A 13,166-nucleotide genomic window follows, 5' to 3' on the forward strand; every position below is an offset into this window, starting at 1 on the left:
TGGGAAGGGGGGCGGGACAGTGAGATCTTCAGGAATCGGACCGGAAGTAACCGGCTTGGACCGGTGTGAATTCCTCACACCCAGGCTGTGAGACTCACACTGGCGGCTCCCGCCGGGCCGTCGGATGATGGTCGTGTCGCACAGCGGGCCGGCCGGCGGACCCGCCGAGCAGCTCGGCCAGTAACCCGTCCTCCACCCGCAGGGCCTGGGCCCCGTCACCCGTCTCGCCGAAACCCGCGTCGTAGAGCGCGATGCTCACCGTGTAGCGCTGCTGGAGCGGCGCGGTGTGGAAGGTCCACTCCTCGCCCGTGCCGGGCGAGCCGTCCGGCAGCAGGACGTCCTGGGCCTGCTGCTCCTGCGGTCCGAAGCCGAACTCGGTGAAGCGGAACCGCATGCCCTGGCCGATTGCCTTGCTGTAGGCCTCCTTCAGCGTCCACAGGCGCACGAGCGCGCTGTTGCGGTGCTCCTCGGCGATCCGCTCCAACTCCGCCCGCTCGTGCCAGGTGCACATCTGGGGCTCGGTGCCGAGCCCGACCATCTGCCGGTCCGAGAGCTCCGCGTCCACCCCGATCCAGCCGCGCCTGGTCAGGCCGACCACCAGCAGGTCGGCGGTGTGGCTGAGACTGATGTCCAGTTGCTCGAACCCGCGCAGGTACGGCCGCCCGCCGAGTTTGTAGGCCAGCTCCAGGGCGTCCGCGGACTCGCCGACCACCGCACCGGCGGTGTGCTTGAGCATCAGCCGGGAGGCCACGAACCGGGCCCGGACGGTCGGGTGCCGCATCCGGCGGAAGCGCACCTGGTCGGGGCCGAGCCGGGCCGGGAGGCCGGGGTCGGACAGGTCCGTCGGCAGCCAGTCGTCCATCCGCGCGTGGACGAGCGCGCTGCCGTGCCGGGAGACCGCCTCCCGCACGGCCTCCCACGGCCCGTCCGGGCCGCGCACCTGGATCGGGTTGGCGAACATCCCCGAGGTCCTCGGGTCGGCCGCGGGTTCCAGTGAGGAGACCATCAGAGCGCACCGGCCGACGACAGCCGCCGCTTCAGGAAGCCGACGATCGAACCGACGGTCCGCAGGCTCGGCAGGACCTCCGGCAGGGTCAGCTCGCCGAGCGCGGGGAAGTGCTGCTCCAGCCGGGACTTGAGCTCCATCAGCATCACCGAGTCGAAGCCGAGGTCGTCCACCAGCTGGAGGTCCTCCTCCAGTTCCTCCGCCGTCCCGCCGCCGGCCCCGCCGTCGCCGCCGTCGCCGTCCGGGTCGCCGAAGAGCAGCTCCGGCGTCACCCCGCTGACGTCGAGCAGCGCGTCCCGCAGGCGCTGGGTGACGGAGCAGACCGCAGTCGTCCCGGTCATGAGCCCGCCACCTCGTGCCGTCCGAGGGCGGCCGCCCGGTCCGCCAGGTGGAGCGCCAACTCGTCGACCGTGGCGTGCTCGTAGACCGCGCCGGGCTCCAGCCGCAGTCCGAAGGCCTCCTCGATCTCGCCGTAGAGACCGAGCGCGGCCACCGAGTCCAGGCCGTACTCGACCAGCTGCACCCCGGGTTCGATCAGCTCGACGCCGGGCAGTTGGCCGTACAGCCGGGTGGTGAGCCAGCCGCGCAGCTCGTACGCCGTCCCGTCCTTCGCGGTGAGGGCCAGCGGCGGCCGGCCTGTCGTTCCTCTTGTCATCAGCTGTTCCGTCCGTCTCCGTGAGTGGTGGTGCCGCCGGTCAGCGGCGTGTCGTAGAGGTCGTAGCTGCGGTGCCCGTGGAACCTCGCCAGCACCTCCGCGAGCAGCGGGCCCTCGTGGTCTGCCGCGGAGTCCGGTGCGGGCAGGCCCAGCCGTCGCACCAGCCGGGTGAGGGCCGCCGTCAGCCAGGCCGGATCGGCCAGGAAGCCGGTGCCCCGGGCCCGTTGCCGCTTCCAGACGCCGAGGCAGGCCGCGCCGGTGAGCACCAGGGCGTAGCGGTCCGCCAGCGCCCGTCCGCGCGGGTCGGCCAGCGCGGAGCGGCCGTCCAGGTCGAGGGCGGCGCAGCCGTCCCGCAGCCGGGACAGCTCGGCGGTGAGCAGGGCGTTCAGCTCGGCCGGCCGCCCGCCCGGGTCGTCGGCGGCCTCCGGTGGCGCGGCGGCGGCCAGGGACGCGGCGAGCGGGTCGCCGCCGGCTGCCGGGGTGAGGCGGCCGAGGTCCAGCGGGGGCAGCCCGCCCGCCTCCAGCCGGAACAGTCCGTCCGGCGGCTCGGGGTCGCGGAACCACGACTCCCGGGCCAGCCGGGGCAGTTGCGGCACGACGGTGGCGCGGCAGGCGGCCGAGCCGGCCGCGCCCAGTCCGATCATGGGCAGGTCCCGGACGCTCTTCGCGAACGCCCCGTACACCCCGTCCTGGGTGTGGAACTCCGCCCCCAGCAGGGTGGACAGCTCGTACAGGGTGTCCGTGAGCAGCTGGGGCAGCAGGTACTTGACGGCGGCGGCGTACAGACCGGAGTCGGCGGGCAGCAGGTGGACGGCCCGGGTCGCCACCAGGGCCAGGCAGTCGCACATCAGCAGGTCGACGAAGGCGCCGACCAGTGTGCTCCGGGCGTGCGAGGCCGGTTGCGGGCCGTCCGTGTCCTGCCCCGGCCGCCCGACCACACCCCGGTCCACGGCGCAGGCGACGGCGGTCCGGAGCGCGGTGTCCGCGCAGCCCAGCGCCACCGAAGGACCGACACTGCGGATCACCGGGAAGACCCGCAGGGCCAGCTCCAGACCGCGCCCGGGCCCGCCCACCAGCGCACCGGCGGGCACCGGGCAGTCGGTGAACTCGATCCCGGCGACGAGACAGCTCCGGACACCGGGCGTCCGGCGCCTGGGCAGTCCGGCGACCCGGCCCGGCGGCAGCCCGGAGCGGTCCACCAGCAGCACCGAGTGGCTGCTCCGCCCCTCGCCCGTCCGGGCGAACAGCACCAGGCCGTCGGCACGTTCGACGTTGGTGAGGGACTCCTTCCGTCCGCTGAGCCGGACCCCGGGCCCGTCCTCGGCCGGCCGTGCCGTCAGCTCGTTGGCGAGGAAGTTGCTGCCGCGCGCCAACTCCGGGTAGGCGGCGGCGAGTCGGCGGCCCGCCAGCAGCAGGCGGGCGGCCGTCTGCCGCTGCCCCCGGTCCCCGTCGGCCCAGAGCACCACGGCGGCCTGGAAGTTGGCATAGCCGTAGCCGAGCCCGAGCGCCGCGTCCCGCCGGAAGACCACCCGCACCACCCGGGCCAGCGTGTCGAGGTCCACCAGCCTGCCGCCGAGCTCGCACGGCACGAACTCGGCGTTCAGGCCGAACCGTTCGAGCAGCGCCTCGGCCGCCGCGAGCGGCTCCTCCCGGGCGTCGGCGGCCAGGAAAGCCGCCCCGCCGACCGGATTCGCCGGATCACCGGGATCACCGAAGAGCCGTTCCAGCTCGGCGACCCGCCCCCTGACCTCCGTTTCCCCGTCCATCCTGCCTCCCTCTCTCACTGAACCCGATGCGACTCGGCCGGGCGTTGCCCCGGGGTGCGCACCGGGAGCCGGCCCCCACGCGCCGGCGGGTACGGCCGGGCGGGCGGGCCCGCCCGGCCGGTTTCAACCGCCGTAGGCCGGGGCCCCGGCGGGCAGCGGCGCGGCCGGGGCACCGGCGTGCAGCGGCTTGATCCGGCCGGCGAGGAACAGCTGCCGCATCGCGGTACGCCGCAGCTTGCCGCTGGTGGTGCGCCGGACGGTGCCGGGCCGCACCAGCAGGACGTGTTCGACCGCGACGCCGAACTCCTCCGCCACGCACCGCTGGACGGCGCCGACCAGGGCGGGCAGCTCCTCCTCGCGGTCGCGGCCGCCGGTCCGGACCTCCTGGACCACCACCACCTGGTCCTGGTCCGCCCCGACCGCGAACGCCGCTCCCGAGCCGAACAGGACGCTGAGCTTCTGCACCTGCTGCTCGATGTCCTGCGGGTGCAGGTTGCGGCCCGCGACGATCAGCACCTCCTTGAGCCGCCCGGCGACGAAGAGTTCACCGTCGTCCAGGAAGCCCAGGTCGCCGGTGCGCAGGTAGCCCCCGGCCGCGCCGGGCTCCACCGGGCCGGTCCCGGCCGGTACCGCCTGGAAGAGCTCGGCGCTCTCCCGGGGCCGGTTCCAGTAGCCCCGCGCCACGCTGCTGCCCCGGAGCCAGATCTCGCCGATCCTGCCGTCGGCCAGCGGCCGCAGGGTGTCCGGGTCGACGATCAGCGTCTGCAGCCCGTCGACCACCCGGCCGACCGGGACGAAGGTACGCGAGGGCCGGCCCTCCACCGCCGGGGCGACCTTGTTGCGGGCCAGCGCGGCGGCGTCCACCGTCCGGGCCGCCCGCATCCCGCCGACCGCGGCCATCAGGGTCGCCTCCGCCATGCCGTAGCCGGGGCGCAGCGCCCGCGGGCGCAGCCCGGACGGCGCGAAGTGGGCCGCGAAGTCGTCCAGGGTCTGGGCCCGGACGGACTCTCCGCCGCTGACGGCGGTCTCCCACCGCGTCAGGTCGAGCTCCGCCGCCTGCTCCCCGGTGACCCGCCGCACACAGAGCCGGTAGGCGAAGTCGGGCGCGCCGGAGACCGTGACGCCGTACCGGTCGATCATCTGCAGCCAGCGGACCGGGCGTTGGGCGAAGGCGAGCGGCGGGAGCAGGACGGCCGAGGCGCCGAGGAACAGCGGGTGCAGCAACTGGCCGATCAGCCCCATGTCGTGGTGGAACGGCAGCCAGCCGCCGATCCGGGACCGCTCGCTGGTGCCGAGGGCGCTCCGGATGGCCCGCTGGTTGGCGAGCAGGTTGGCGTGGCTGACCACGACTCCTTTGGGGTCGCTCACCGAGCCCGAGGTGTACTGCAGGAAGGCGGGCTCGTCCGGCCGGGCGGGCGGGCGCGTCCAGGCGTCGGGGTCGCCGAGGCCCGGGCGGTCCGTGGCCAGGCAGGGGATGTGCGACTGGCCGACCGTCGCCAGCAGTTGGGAGACCAGGGGCCCGTGCGCCGCGTCGGTCAGCACGTAGCCGGCGGAGGTGTCCTTGAGGATCCGGGCCAGCCGCTCGCCGGACTGCGCGGTGCCGGTGGGCGCGGGTGCCGGGACGGGCGTCGCCCCGGCGTACAGGCAGCCCACGAAGGCCGGGAGGAAGCCGTCGCTGTCACCGTGGCAGAGCACCACCCGCTGCCCGAGCGGGTTCCCCTCCTGGAGCCGGGAGGCGATCCGCTTCGCCGCCCGGTCCAGCTCCCCGTAGGTGACCGCGACGCCCGGCACGGGCCCCCCGTCGGCCGGTCCGGCGCCGGCCTCCTCGCCGGTCAGGAAGCGGTAGGCCTCCCGGTCCGCCAGTTCCTCGCTGCGGCGAAGCAGCAGATCGGTGAAGTCAGCATTTCTGGCCACCACAACCCCCATGACGTCAGGTCCGATGGACGGTCGGGCGCACCGCTGGCGCACTGCGCGCCGCAGACGGCGGGCAGCTCTTGACCGTGCACGCCGTCGAGCATGCGTGCGACGGCTCAAGCCCGGCTCGAAATCCCCGGGACCGGCGGGCCCGCCCTTCCGCCCGTACGGGCCTCACCGCCGTCGCACCCCGTCCGGGCCGCCGCCCGGCCACCCGTCGTCGTACCCGGCGGTCCGTGCGGCCTCCTCCGACGGCGCGGCCTGACGGCCCAGCAGATGTGCGAGGGCGTAGGGCGGCGGCGTGAACCCGTACGCCGCGGCCAGGACCGCGAGCGGCCGGAAGAGGGCGAACAGGACCCGCTCGGTACCGGACAGTTCCTGCCCCATGGCTCCTCCTGACGACTGGTCGGAGGCCCGAGGGTGCCAGCGCGCTCTCAAGGAACACTCAGGGCCGGGCCCTCGCGCCGGGCGGACACCCCACCCGGCTCCCCCCGTCCGGCCGCCGGAGCGGAGAACCGGCCAACGATCGCACAGCACGACGGTGTCCCGGCAGTGCGGACCTCCCGGATCTCCGTGTGACTTCTTCATGTCAGAGCCATGACCACGGCACTGGTCAAGGATCGCTCGGATTTCGTTTACTCCTTGCTATAGCGCGGCTACAGAGACCGTCGGTTCACGGCCGACAGCAGCACCGTCAACGGAGGCAGAGCGTGTCCCTGGACGAGGACTGGCGTTTCGCGGATCTGATCGTGCGGGCCTGGACGGAGCCCGGCCTGCGCCGGCGATACGAGGAGAACCCCTACCGGGTGCTGGCCGAGGCAGGCATCCGTACGCTCCCCGGCGAAGCGGTACCGATCCTGCCCGCAGCCGAGGAACTGGACCTGGTGGTCGACCTGTTCGAGTTGCTCCCCACCGAACCACCCATAGCCTCGATGTGTCTCACCTTCAACGACGGGGACGCCGTCGCCGCGTTCTCCGGTGCGGAGGCCCTTGCGATATGACCACCCACGGGGGAGACGAGCGGGCACCGCTGATCGGCTTCAAGCACCACCTGCGGGCGGAGGTGGTGCCCGGCGACGCGGTCTACCTCATGTCGGAGCACGGGGTCACGGCCGTCCGGGAGCCGCATCTGGCGGCCCTGGCGCCGCTGCTGGACGGCACCAGGGACCTGGCGACGCTGCTGAGCGAGGCGGGTCCCGCCGTCCCGCCCGCACAGGCGGCCCGGCTGATCGGCCAGTTGACCCACCGCGGGCTGCTCGACCGCCGCCCTCGCCAGGCCGCCGCCGGGAACCCCGATCCCGCCGACAGCGCGGCCCGGGCGTACTGGGAGTTGGCGGGCGGCGCCCGCCCCGAGCAGGCCGACGCCCTGCGGATCACGGTCTGCGGCGACCTCGACGACGCACCGCTGCGCGAGGCCTGCCGCACGGCGGGGATCGCCGCCGTCGAGCCCGGCGGCGGCCCGGCCCGCCTCGACCTGCTGGCCTGCGCCGACTACCTGGACCCGCGGCTGCGGGCGTTCGACGCCGAGCGGCGGGCCGACGGCCGCCCCTGGCTGCTCACCAAGCTGTGCGGCACCACCCTGTGGATCGGCCCGGTGTTCCGGCCGGGGTCCGGGGCCTGCTGGAACTGCCTGGCCCACCGGCTGCGCGGCCACCGGCAGGGCGAGACCCCCGTCCGGCTCCGGCACGGCGGCGACCTGTTACCCGTGCCGCAGGCCGCCCTCGCGGTCACCGTCGGCCTGGGCGCCCGGATCGCCGCCCTGGAGTGCGCCAAGTGGCTGGCCGGCCGCCGCAGCGCGGAGCAGGACTGCGTGGTCACCCTGGACACCCTCACCCTCACCAGCCGGTCGCACCGCCTCACCCGCCGCCCCCAGTGCCCGGACTGCGGCGACTCCTCGCTGATGGCCCGCCAGAACGCCCGCCCGGTGGTGTTGACCCGCCGCCGGTGCGCCGTCCGCAGCGGCGGCGGGCACCGGGCACTGTCCGCACAGGCCGTGCTCGACCGGTACGGGCACCTGCTCAGCCCCGTCACCGGCGTGGTCAAGGAGATCCGCCGCGACCCGCGCGGCCCCGAACTGCTCAACGTCTACCGGGCCGGGCACAACCTGGCACTCGGCTCCCGGCACATGTCCGAGCTACGCGACTCGCTGCGCCAGGAGAGCTCCGGCAAGGGCCGGACTCCGCTGGACGCCCAGGTCGGCGCGCTCTGCGAGGCGGTCGAACGGATCAGCGGCCGGTGGCAGGGCGACGAGGCCCGGGTGCGGGGTTCGCTGCGCTCGCTGGGCCCGGACGCCGTGCACCCCGGCAGCTGCCAGCTCTGGGACGAGCGGCAGTTCGCCGGCCGGGCCCGCTCCAACGCGGGCGGCCACCCGTTCCACCAGGTCGCCGACCCCTTCGACCCGGACGCCGAGCTGGACTGGTCACCCGTCTGGTCGCTGACCCGGGAACGCCAACTGCTGTTCCCGACCGCACTGCTGTACTACGACGTCCCCGACCGGCCGGGCCGCAGGATGGTCCGCGCCGACTCCAACGGCTGCGCGGCGGGCGGCACCCTGGAGGACGCCGCGCTGCAGGGCCTGCTGGAGCTGGTCGAGCGGGACGCGGTCGCCCTGTGGTGGTACAACCGCACCCGCCAGCCGGGCATCGACCTGGCCGCGGCCGGTGACCCGTGGACGGCGGAGGTGTGCCGGGCGCACGCCGAACTGGGCCGTACCGTCTGGGCCCTGGACCTCACCTCGGACCTCGGCGTACCGGTGGTCGCCGCCCTCTCCCGGCGGACCGACCGCGCCCCCGAGGACATCGTCTTCGGTTTCGGCGCCCACCCCGACCCGGCCGTCGCGCTCTCCCGGGCGCTCAGCGAGATGAACCAACTGCTCCCGCCGGTGCTCGGCGCCCGCCCGGACGGGACCGGCTACGGCTGCGCGGACCCGGCCGCCCTGCGCTGGTGGCGCACCGCCACCCACGCCGCGATGCCCTACCTCGCCGCGGACCCGGACGTGCCCGCTCGCGCGCCGCTCGACCATGGCTACAGCCCCGCCACAGACCTGCTGGAGGAACTCCGGAACCTGCGGCGAACCCTGGAACAACGGGGTTTGGAGGTATGCATACTGGACCAGACCCGCCCCGACCTGGGCCTGCCGGTGGTACGGACCCTCGTCCCGGGTCTGCGGCACTTCTGGCCCCGGTTCGCCCCGGGACGGCTCTTCGACGTCCCGGTGTCCCTGGGGAGGCTGCCGAGTCCGACGCCGTACGACGAGCTGAACCCGATACCGCTGTTCGTCTGAAGCCGTGCCCGATCCCCCGAGCAGGAGCAACCCGTGCCGCCTGTCCAGACCTCCGACGCTTCCCCGGCAGCCTCCTGGATCAGGCTGTGGTCACTCCGGGAGGACACCCTGCTGGAGGAGCAGCCGGAGGACGGCTCGGTGCTCCTGCGCTCGCAGTGGGGCGATCTGCACATCCCCCGGCCCGGCGCGGTGCTGACCGAGGCGCTGCGCCGGATGCTGCTGGGGCCCGTCCAGCTGGAGAACGTCCCGGGTACCGACGAACTGCCCGCCCGGCTGCGCCTGTTGAGCGCACTGCAGCAGCTGGGCGGGCTGGTGGTCCGCTCGATCGGAGCACCCGACGGGGAGCACCCGCTGCTCTCCGTGGTCCCGACGGCCACCGGCGCCCGGATCGACCCGCTGCCGGTGCCGGCCGAACGGCTGCTGCGGCTCTCCCAGTTCGCGGCGCTGCGGTCGACCGGCCGGGACAGCCTGCTGGAGTCACCGCTGTCGCCCTTCCGCGCGGTCTTCGCCCGGCCCGAGGCCGGCTGGCTGATCGCCTCGCTCGGCCGCCCGGTGACACTGGAACGGGCCGTCGAACGGCTGCCGATCGCCCGGCCGACCGCCGACGCCCTGGTCGCCCACCTGGTCGCGACCGGCATGGTCGAGGTCGCCGGGCCGGCCACCGAGGCGCACGGCGCCGGCTTCCCCGAGGACCACGACCCCGCGCTGCTCCCCTGGTCGCACCACGACCTGCGGTTCCACTGGAGCAGCCGCCCCGGCCCGCACGACCGGCAGTTCGGCGCCACCTTCCCGCTGCGCGGCCGGCAGGATCCGCCCCCGGCCCTCAAGCCCGTACCCGACGGCGTCCGCATCCCGCTCCCCGGGCCCGGCCCCGGGGCGCCCGGCTGGGACCTTCCGCTGTCCGAGGCACTGGAGACCAGGCGGTCGGTCCGCCGGCACGGGGCGGACGGACTGACGCTGCATCAACTCGGCGAGCTGCTGCACCGGTCACTGCGCGTCCGGGCCACCGACCCGGACACTCCCCCGAACGGCCGGCTCCGGACGACCAGCCGCCCGTACCCGAGCGGCGGCGCCTGCTACGAGCTGGAGTTCTACCTCGTCGTCGGACGCTGCGCCGGGCTCGAACCCGGTGTCTACTACTACGAGCCGCTCGGTCATGCCCTGATCCGGCTGCCCGCCCGGGCGCAGCCGGCCGCCATGCTGCTGGGCGAGGCCCAGGCCGGTACCGGGATGGCCGCCCCGCCCGACCTGCTGCTCACCATGACCGCGCGCTTCGCCCGGGTCTCCTGGAAGTACAGCGGGCTGTCCTACGCGCTGACCCTCAAGCACGTCGGGGTGGTCCAGCAGACGCTGTACCTGCTGAGCAGCGCCATGGGCCTGGCCGGCTGCGCACTGGGAACGGGAAACACCAGCCTCTCCGCCGAGGCGTTCGGCCTGGACTGGCGGGTCGAGTCGGCCGTCGGCGAATTCGTGCTCGGCTCCCTCCCGGAGGGGGACGGCGCCCACCGCGCCTGACCGGGCCGCACGGCGTGACCGGGAGCCTTCCGCCCCCTGCTTACCGGCGCCTGATCAGCCTATGATTCCCGGGGACGGGACGTGCGCCGACGCGTCCCGCGGAACGGACCCCAACCGGCCGGTTCCGACCTACGATCGACCGGGCGGGCGGGGAGCGGAGGGAGCCCGATGAAGACGTCAGGCTGCCCGGGTCCACACCCGCCCACTGCCCCTCCCCACCCCGGAGAGCAGACCCCGGCCGCCCGCGCGGCGCCGGCCGGCGCCTCCGTCCAAGCCGCCGCGGCCGAGATCCCTGAAGCCGCACCCGGCCCTCCCGGGCCGCCCGAAACCCTACGGAGAGCCATGACGGACAGGTTCAGCACAGGGGCGCCGCTCTCGTTAGACCCGCGGGGGCAGGACTGCCCGGAGGGCCCGGCGGACAGCCAGGGACGGCAGGAACCCGGGGTGCGGGTACTGGGCATCGACGCTCCCGCCCCGCGGTTCGCGCTGACGGTGGTCTGGTCGGTCATCGGGGCGGTCTTCTTCATGCAGATCGTCGACGTCCTCGAAGAGGCCGTCACCCCCCTCACCATCGCCTGCTGCCTGACCGTGCTGCCCGCCAACATCGGCCTGCAGCTGGTGCACACACTCCCCCGCTGGCGGCGCATCCGGGCCAGGTACGGTCGGTGGACGCTGCTCGTGCAGGTGCTGCTCACCGTGCTGCCCACGGCGTTCCTCGGCTGGCCGTGGGGCGGGATGGGCGGGTTCGTCGGCGCTTCGATGCTCCAACTGCTGCCGCTCCGAGCGGCGTTGCCCGCCTTCGGGGGTCTGATCCTGGCCATCGGCCTGGGCACCGCCCTGGAGCCCCACAGCAGCATCGGCACCGTGCTGTACATGGCGGTGTCCACCCTGGTCACCGGTGTCATCGCCTACAGCCTCTCGCTGCTCGCCAACCTCACGCTGGCCGTCCACGAGGCGCAGGAGGACATCGCCCGGGTCGCGGTCATCAAGGAGCGGCTGCGGTTCGCCCGCGACCTGCACGACCTGCTGGGCTACAGCCTCTCCGCGATCACCCTGAAGAGCGAACTGGCCCACGCCGTCCTGGGCCGCTCGCCGGACCGGGCCCGGGCGGAGCTGGAGAGCATCGTCGACCTGTCCCGCCAGGCGCTGCGCGACGTCCGCGAAGTGGCGCGCAGCTACCGGTCGATGTCGCTGCTGACCGAGCTCTCCTCGGCCCGTTCGGTGCTCTCGGCCGCCGGGATCGACGCGCACCTGCGGGTGGAGTGCGGGCGCCTGTCCGCGCGTGCCGACACGGTGCTGGCCACGGTCCTGCGCGAGGGCATCACCAACGTGATCCGGCACAGCAAGGCGTCCCGGTGCACCATCGAGGCGGTCGACCAGGACGGCGTGATCAGCCTGCGGCTGGCCAACGACGGCATGCCGGCCCGGGACCGGGACGGCCTGCGGGATCGGCAGGAACGGCCCTCCCGGACCGACGGCGGCCTCGACAACCTGGCCGCCCGGCTGGCCGAGCTGGGCGGCACCCTCTCCTCCGGGGTACGGGAGGACGGCTGGTTCCACCTGGAGGCCGACATCTCGGCGGAGACCCCGGAGGAGACCGGCGACTCGGCGCTCCACTCCGTCCGGGTGGCGTAGCGGCCCGCCTGTGACTGTGCGTCAGCCGACCCCGCCTTCCAGGGAACGGACCTGACGCACAGTCACTAGACCCAGCCGGCCTCACGCGCTATCCGCACCGCGTCCAGCCGGTTGCGGGCGTTCAGCTTGACCACCGCCGAGGTCAGGTAGTTGCGGACCGTCCCGACCGACAGGTACAGCCGGCCCGCGATCTCGGTGACCTCGGCGCCGTCTGCCGCCAGGCGCAGCACCTCGGTCTCCCGTTCCGTCAGCGGGTTGTCGCCGCTGTCCCAGGCGGCCACCATCAGATCCGGGTCCACCACCCGCTCGCCCTGCGCCACTCTGCGGATGGCCTGGGCCAGTTGGCTGGGCGGGGCGTCCTTCAGCAGGAACCCGCGCACTCCGGCCGCGAGCGCCCGGCGGAACGTCCCCGGACGGCCGAGGCTGGTCAGGATCAGCGTCCGGCACTCGGGCATCACGTCCTGGAGGTGCCCGGCGGCGGTGAGGCCGTCCATCCCGGCCAGGTCGATGTCGATGACGGCCACATCGGGCTTGTGCCGCAGGGCCGCCGGGACGATCTCGTCGCCGTTGGCCAGCTCCGCGATCACATCGATGTCCTCCTCCAGGCCGAGCAGCGCCACCAGGGCACCCCGCACCATGTGCATGTCCTCGGCCAGTAACACTCTGATGGTCACAGAAACATCCCCCGCTGCCCGCTCCAGAACGACTCGAATATCGCTCTACGGCACTTCGGAGAGATGCTACCCGCGGGCGTACCCGTCAGATCCAGAAGTTCCCCAGAACCCCGTCCGTCCCGGGGGCGGGCCGGGCCGGGGCCTGCCCGCCCCGCCCCCGGGCGGTCCTCGATCCGGACGTCAGAGCTGCTGGAGCTCGCGCTGAAGCCTCCGCTCCAAGGGGCTCAACGGCACCTGCGGACAGAGCCGTTCCGGATGCCACGGACCCGGACCCTCCGACGGCGGCCACTCCGCCATTTCGGCCGGAACCATCATCCCGAAGAACGACCCGACGGCCATCAGCCCCAGCAACGCGGGTGAACTCAACAGCCTCACCAGGCCCTTCACCATCACAACGCCCACCAACGGAACCTCCTCCTCCCGGCCGGGAGTCCGCTCCCGGCCGGGAGGAGTGTGGGCACCGGGACTCAAGGACCACCGGACCCGGCCGGACGCCCGGGTCCGGTGGTCACCGGTACAGGTTCCGGCGGAGGTTCCGGCGGAGGCGGTACCCGGGCGGTTCGGGCCCGGAAACCGGTCGGGGCCGGTACCTGGATCAGGTACCGGCCCCGACCCGCGACTTCGCGGTGGGCACGACGGGTCCCCCGTGAGGCGGACGGACGCACGGGGAGACCGCCCCGGCCGCCGGGACGCCGGATCGGGCGTCCCGGCGGGCGGG

General features: G+C 74.1%; 12 protein-coding genes. 4 read left to right on the plus strand and 8 right to left on the minus strand.

Translation table 11 applies throughout. The features are described 5' to 3' along the window. Positions 1 to 94 precede the first annotated feature (94 nt). The 6 genes from ABD330_RS22445 to ABD330_RS22470 form a co-directional block, all read right to left on the minus strand. Positions 95 to 1,006, minus strand: coding sequence for a 4'-phosphopantetheinyl transferase family protein (locus ABD330_RS22445; RefSeq protein WP_344467729.1), 912 nt, complete (start codon positions 1,004 to 1,006; stop codon positions 95 to 97). Beyond that, the gene (locus ABD330_RS22450) at positions 1,006 to 1,347 is read right to left on the minus strand and encodes an acyl carrier protein (RefSeq protein ID WP_344467730.1); all 342 of its coding nucleotides are present in this window, start codon (positions 1,345 to 1,347) and stop codon (positions 1,006 to 1,008) included. Before ABD330_RS22450 ends, ABD330_RS22445 begins: the two co-directional genes overlap by 1 nt. Continuing rightward, positions 1,344 to 1,661: an acyl carrier protein gene (locus tag ABD330_RS22455; RefSeq protein WP_344467731.1), complete on the minus strand. Its 318-nt coding sequence runs from the start codon at positions 1,659 to 1,661 to the stop codon at positions 1,344 to 1,346. Before ABD330_RS22455 ends, ABD330_RS22450 begins: the two co-directional genes overlap by 4 nt. Then, positions 1,661 to 3,427, minus strand: a complete 1,767-nt coding sequence (locus ABD330_RS22460) for an acyl-CoA dehydrogenase family protein (protein WP_344467732.1) — start codon at positions 3,425 to 3,427, stop codon at positions 1,661 to 1,663. The genes ABD330_RS22455 and ABD330_RS22460 overlap by 1 nt, the downstream gene beginning before the upstream one ends. Before the next feature lie 123 nt (positions 3,428 to 3,550). Continuing rightward, entirely contained in the window at positions 3,551 to 5,341 is a 1,791-nt protein-coding gene (locus ABD330_RS22465; RefSeq protein WP_344467733.1) for a fatty acyl-AMP ligase, read from the minus strand. A 174-nt stretch (positions 5,342 to 5,515) separates the two neighbouring features. Further along, the gene (locus tag ABD330_RS22470) at positions 5,516 to 5,728 is read right to left on the minus strand and encodes a hypothetical protein (protein ID WP_344467734.1); all 213 of its coding nucleotides are present in this window, start codon (positions 5,726 to 5,728) and stop codon (positions 5,516 to 5,518) included. A gap of 323 nt (positions 5,729 to 6,051) precedes the next feature. On the opposite strand from ABD330_RS22470, the gene ABD330_RS22475 reads away from it, so the two are divergent. The 4 genes from ABD330_RS22475 to ABD330_RS22490 all read left to right on the plus strand — a co-directional run bounded on the left by ABD330_RS22475 (position 6,052) and on the right by ABD330_RS22490 (position 11,774). Continuing rightward, positions 6,052 to 6,342 (plus strand): hypothetical protein, encoded by a 291-nt coding sequence (locus ABD330_RS22475; protein ID WP_344467736.1) that lies wholly within the window; start codon positions 6,052 to 6,054, stop codon positions 6,340 to 6,342. Next, a complete protein-coding gene (locus tag ABD330_RS22480; RefSeq protein WP_344467737.1) occupies positions 6,339 to 8,624 on the plus strand; it encodes a TOMM precursor leader peptide-binding protein in 2,286 nt (761 codons plus the stop codon). The genes ABD330_RS22475 and ABD330_RS22480 overlap by 4 nt, the downstream gene beginning before the upstream one ends. 33 nt (positions 8,625 to 8,657) lie before the next feature. Continuing rightward, positions 8,658 to 10,139, plus strand: coding sequence for a SagB/ThcOx family dehydrogenase (locus tag ABD330_RS22485; RefSeq protein WP_344467738.1), 1,482 nt, complete (start codon positions 8,658 to 8,660; stop codon positions 10,137 to 10,139). A gap of 444 nt (positions 10,140 to 10,583) precedes the next feature. After that, entirely contained in the window at positions 10,584 to 11,774 is a 1,191-nt protein-coding gene (locus tag ABD330_RS22490; RefSeq protein WP_344467739.1) for a sensor histidine kinase, read from the plus strand. A 65-nt stretch (positions 11,775 to 11,839) separates the two neighbouring features. On the opposite strand, the gene ABD330_RS22495 is transcribed toward ABD330_RS22490, so the two are convergent. Continuing rightward, entirely contained in the window at positions 11,840 to 12,448 is a 609-nt protein-coding gene (locus ABD330_RS22495; RefSeq protein ID WP_344467740.1) for a response regulator transcription factor, read from the minus strand. A 180-nt stretch (positions 12,449 to 12,628) separates the two neighbouring features. Then, positions 12,629 to 12,850, minus strand: a complete 222-nt coding sequence (locus tag ABD330_RS22500) for a DUF6059 family protein (RefSeq protein WP_344467741.1) — start codon at positions 12,848 to 12,850, stop codon at positions 12,629 to 12,631. Between the last annotated feature and the right edge of the window lie 316 nt (positions 12,851 to 13,166).

Origin of the sequence: Kitasatospora kazusensis, assembly GCF_039529945.1 — a bacterium.
Taxonomy (GTDB): Bacteria; Actinomycetota; Actinomycetes; order Streptomycetales; family Streptomycetaceae; genus Kitasatospora; species Kitasatospora kazusensis.

What these genes read in the sequence shown, in the direction of transcription:
- ABD330_RS22445 (WP_344467729.1), bottom strand. Translation starts at nt 1,006, where the DNA reads ATGGTCTCCTCACTGGAACCCGCGGCCGACCCGAGGACCTCGGGGATG.
- ABD330_RS22480 (WP_344467737.1), top strand. Translation starts at nt 6,339, where the DNA reads ATGACCACCCACGGGGGAGACGAGCGGGCACCGCTGATCGGCTTCAAG.
- ABD330_RS22455 (WP_344467731.1), bottom strand. Translation starts at nt 1,661, where the DNA reads ATGACAAGAGGAACGACAGGCCGGCCGCCGCTGGCCCTCACCGCGAAG.
- ABD330_RS22470 (WP_344467734.1), bottom strand. Translation starts at nt 5,728, where the DNA reads ATGGGGCAGGAACTGTCCGGTACCGAGCGGGTCCTGTTCGCCCTCTTC.
- ABD330_RS22450 (WP_344467730.1), bottom strand. Translation starts at nt 1,347, where the DNA reads ATGACCGGGACGACTGCGGTCTGCTCCGTCACCCAGCGCCTGCGGGAC.
- ABD330_RS22460 (WP_344467732.1), bottom strand. Translation starts at nt 3,427, where the DNA reads ATGGACGGGGAAACGGAGGTCAGGGGGCGGGTCGCCGAGCTGGAACGG.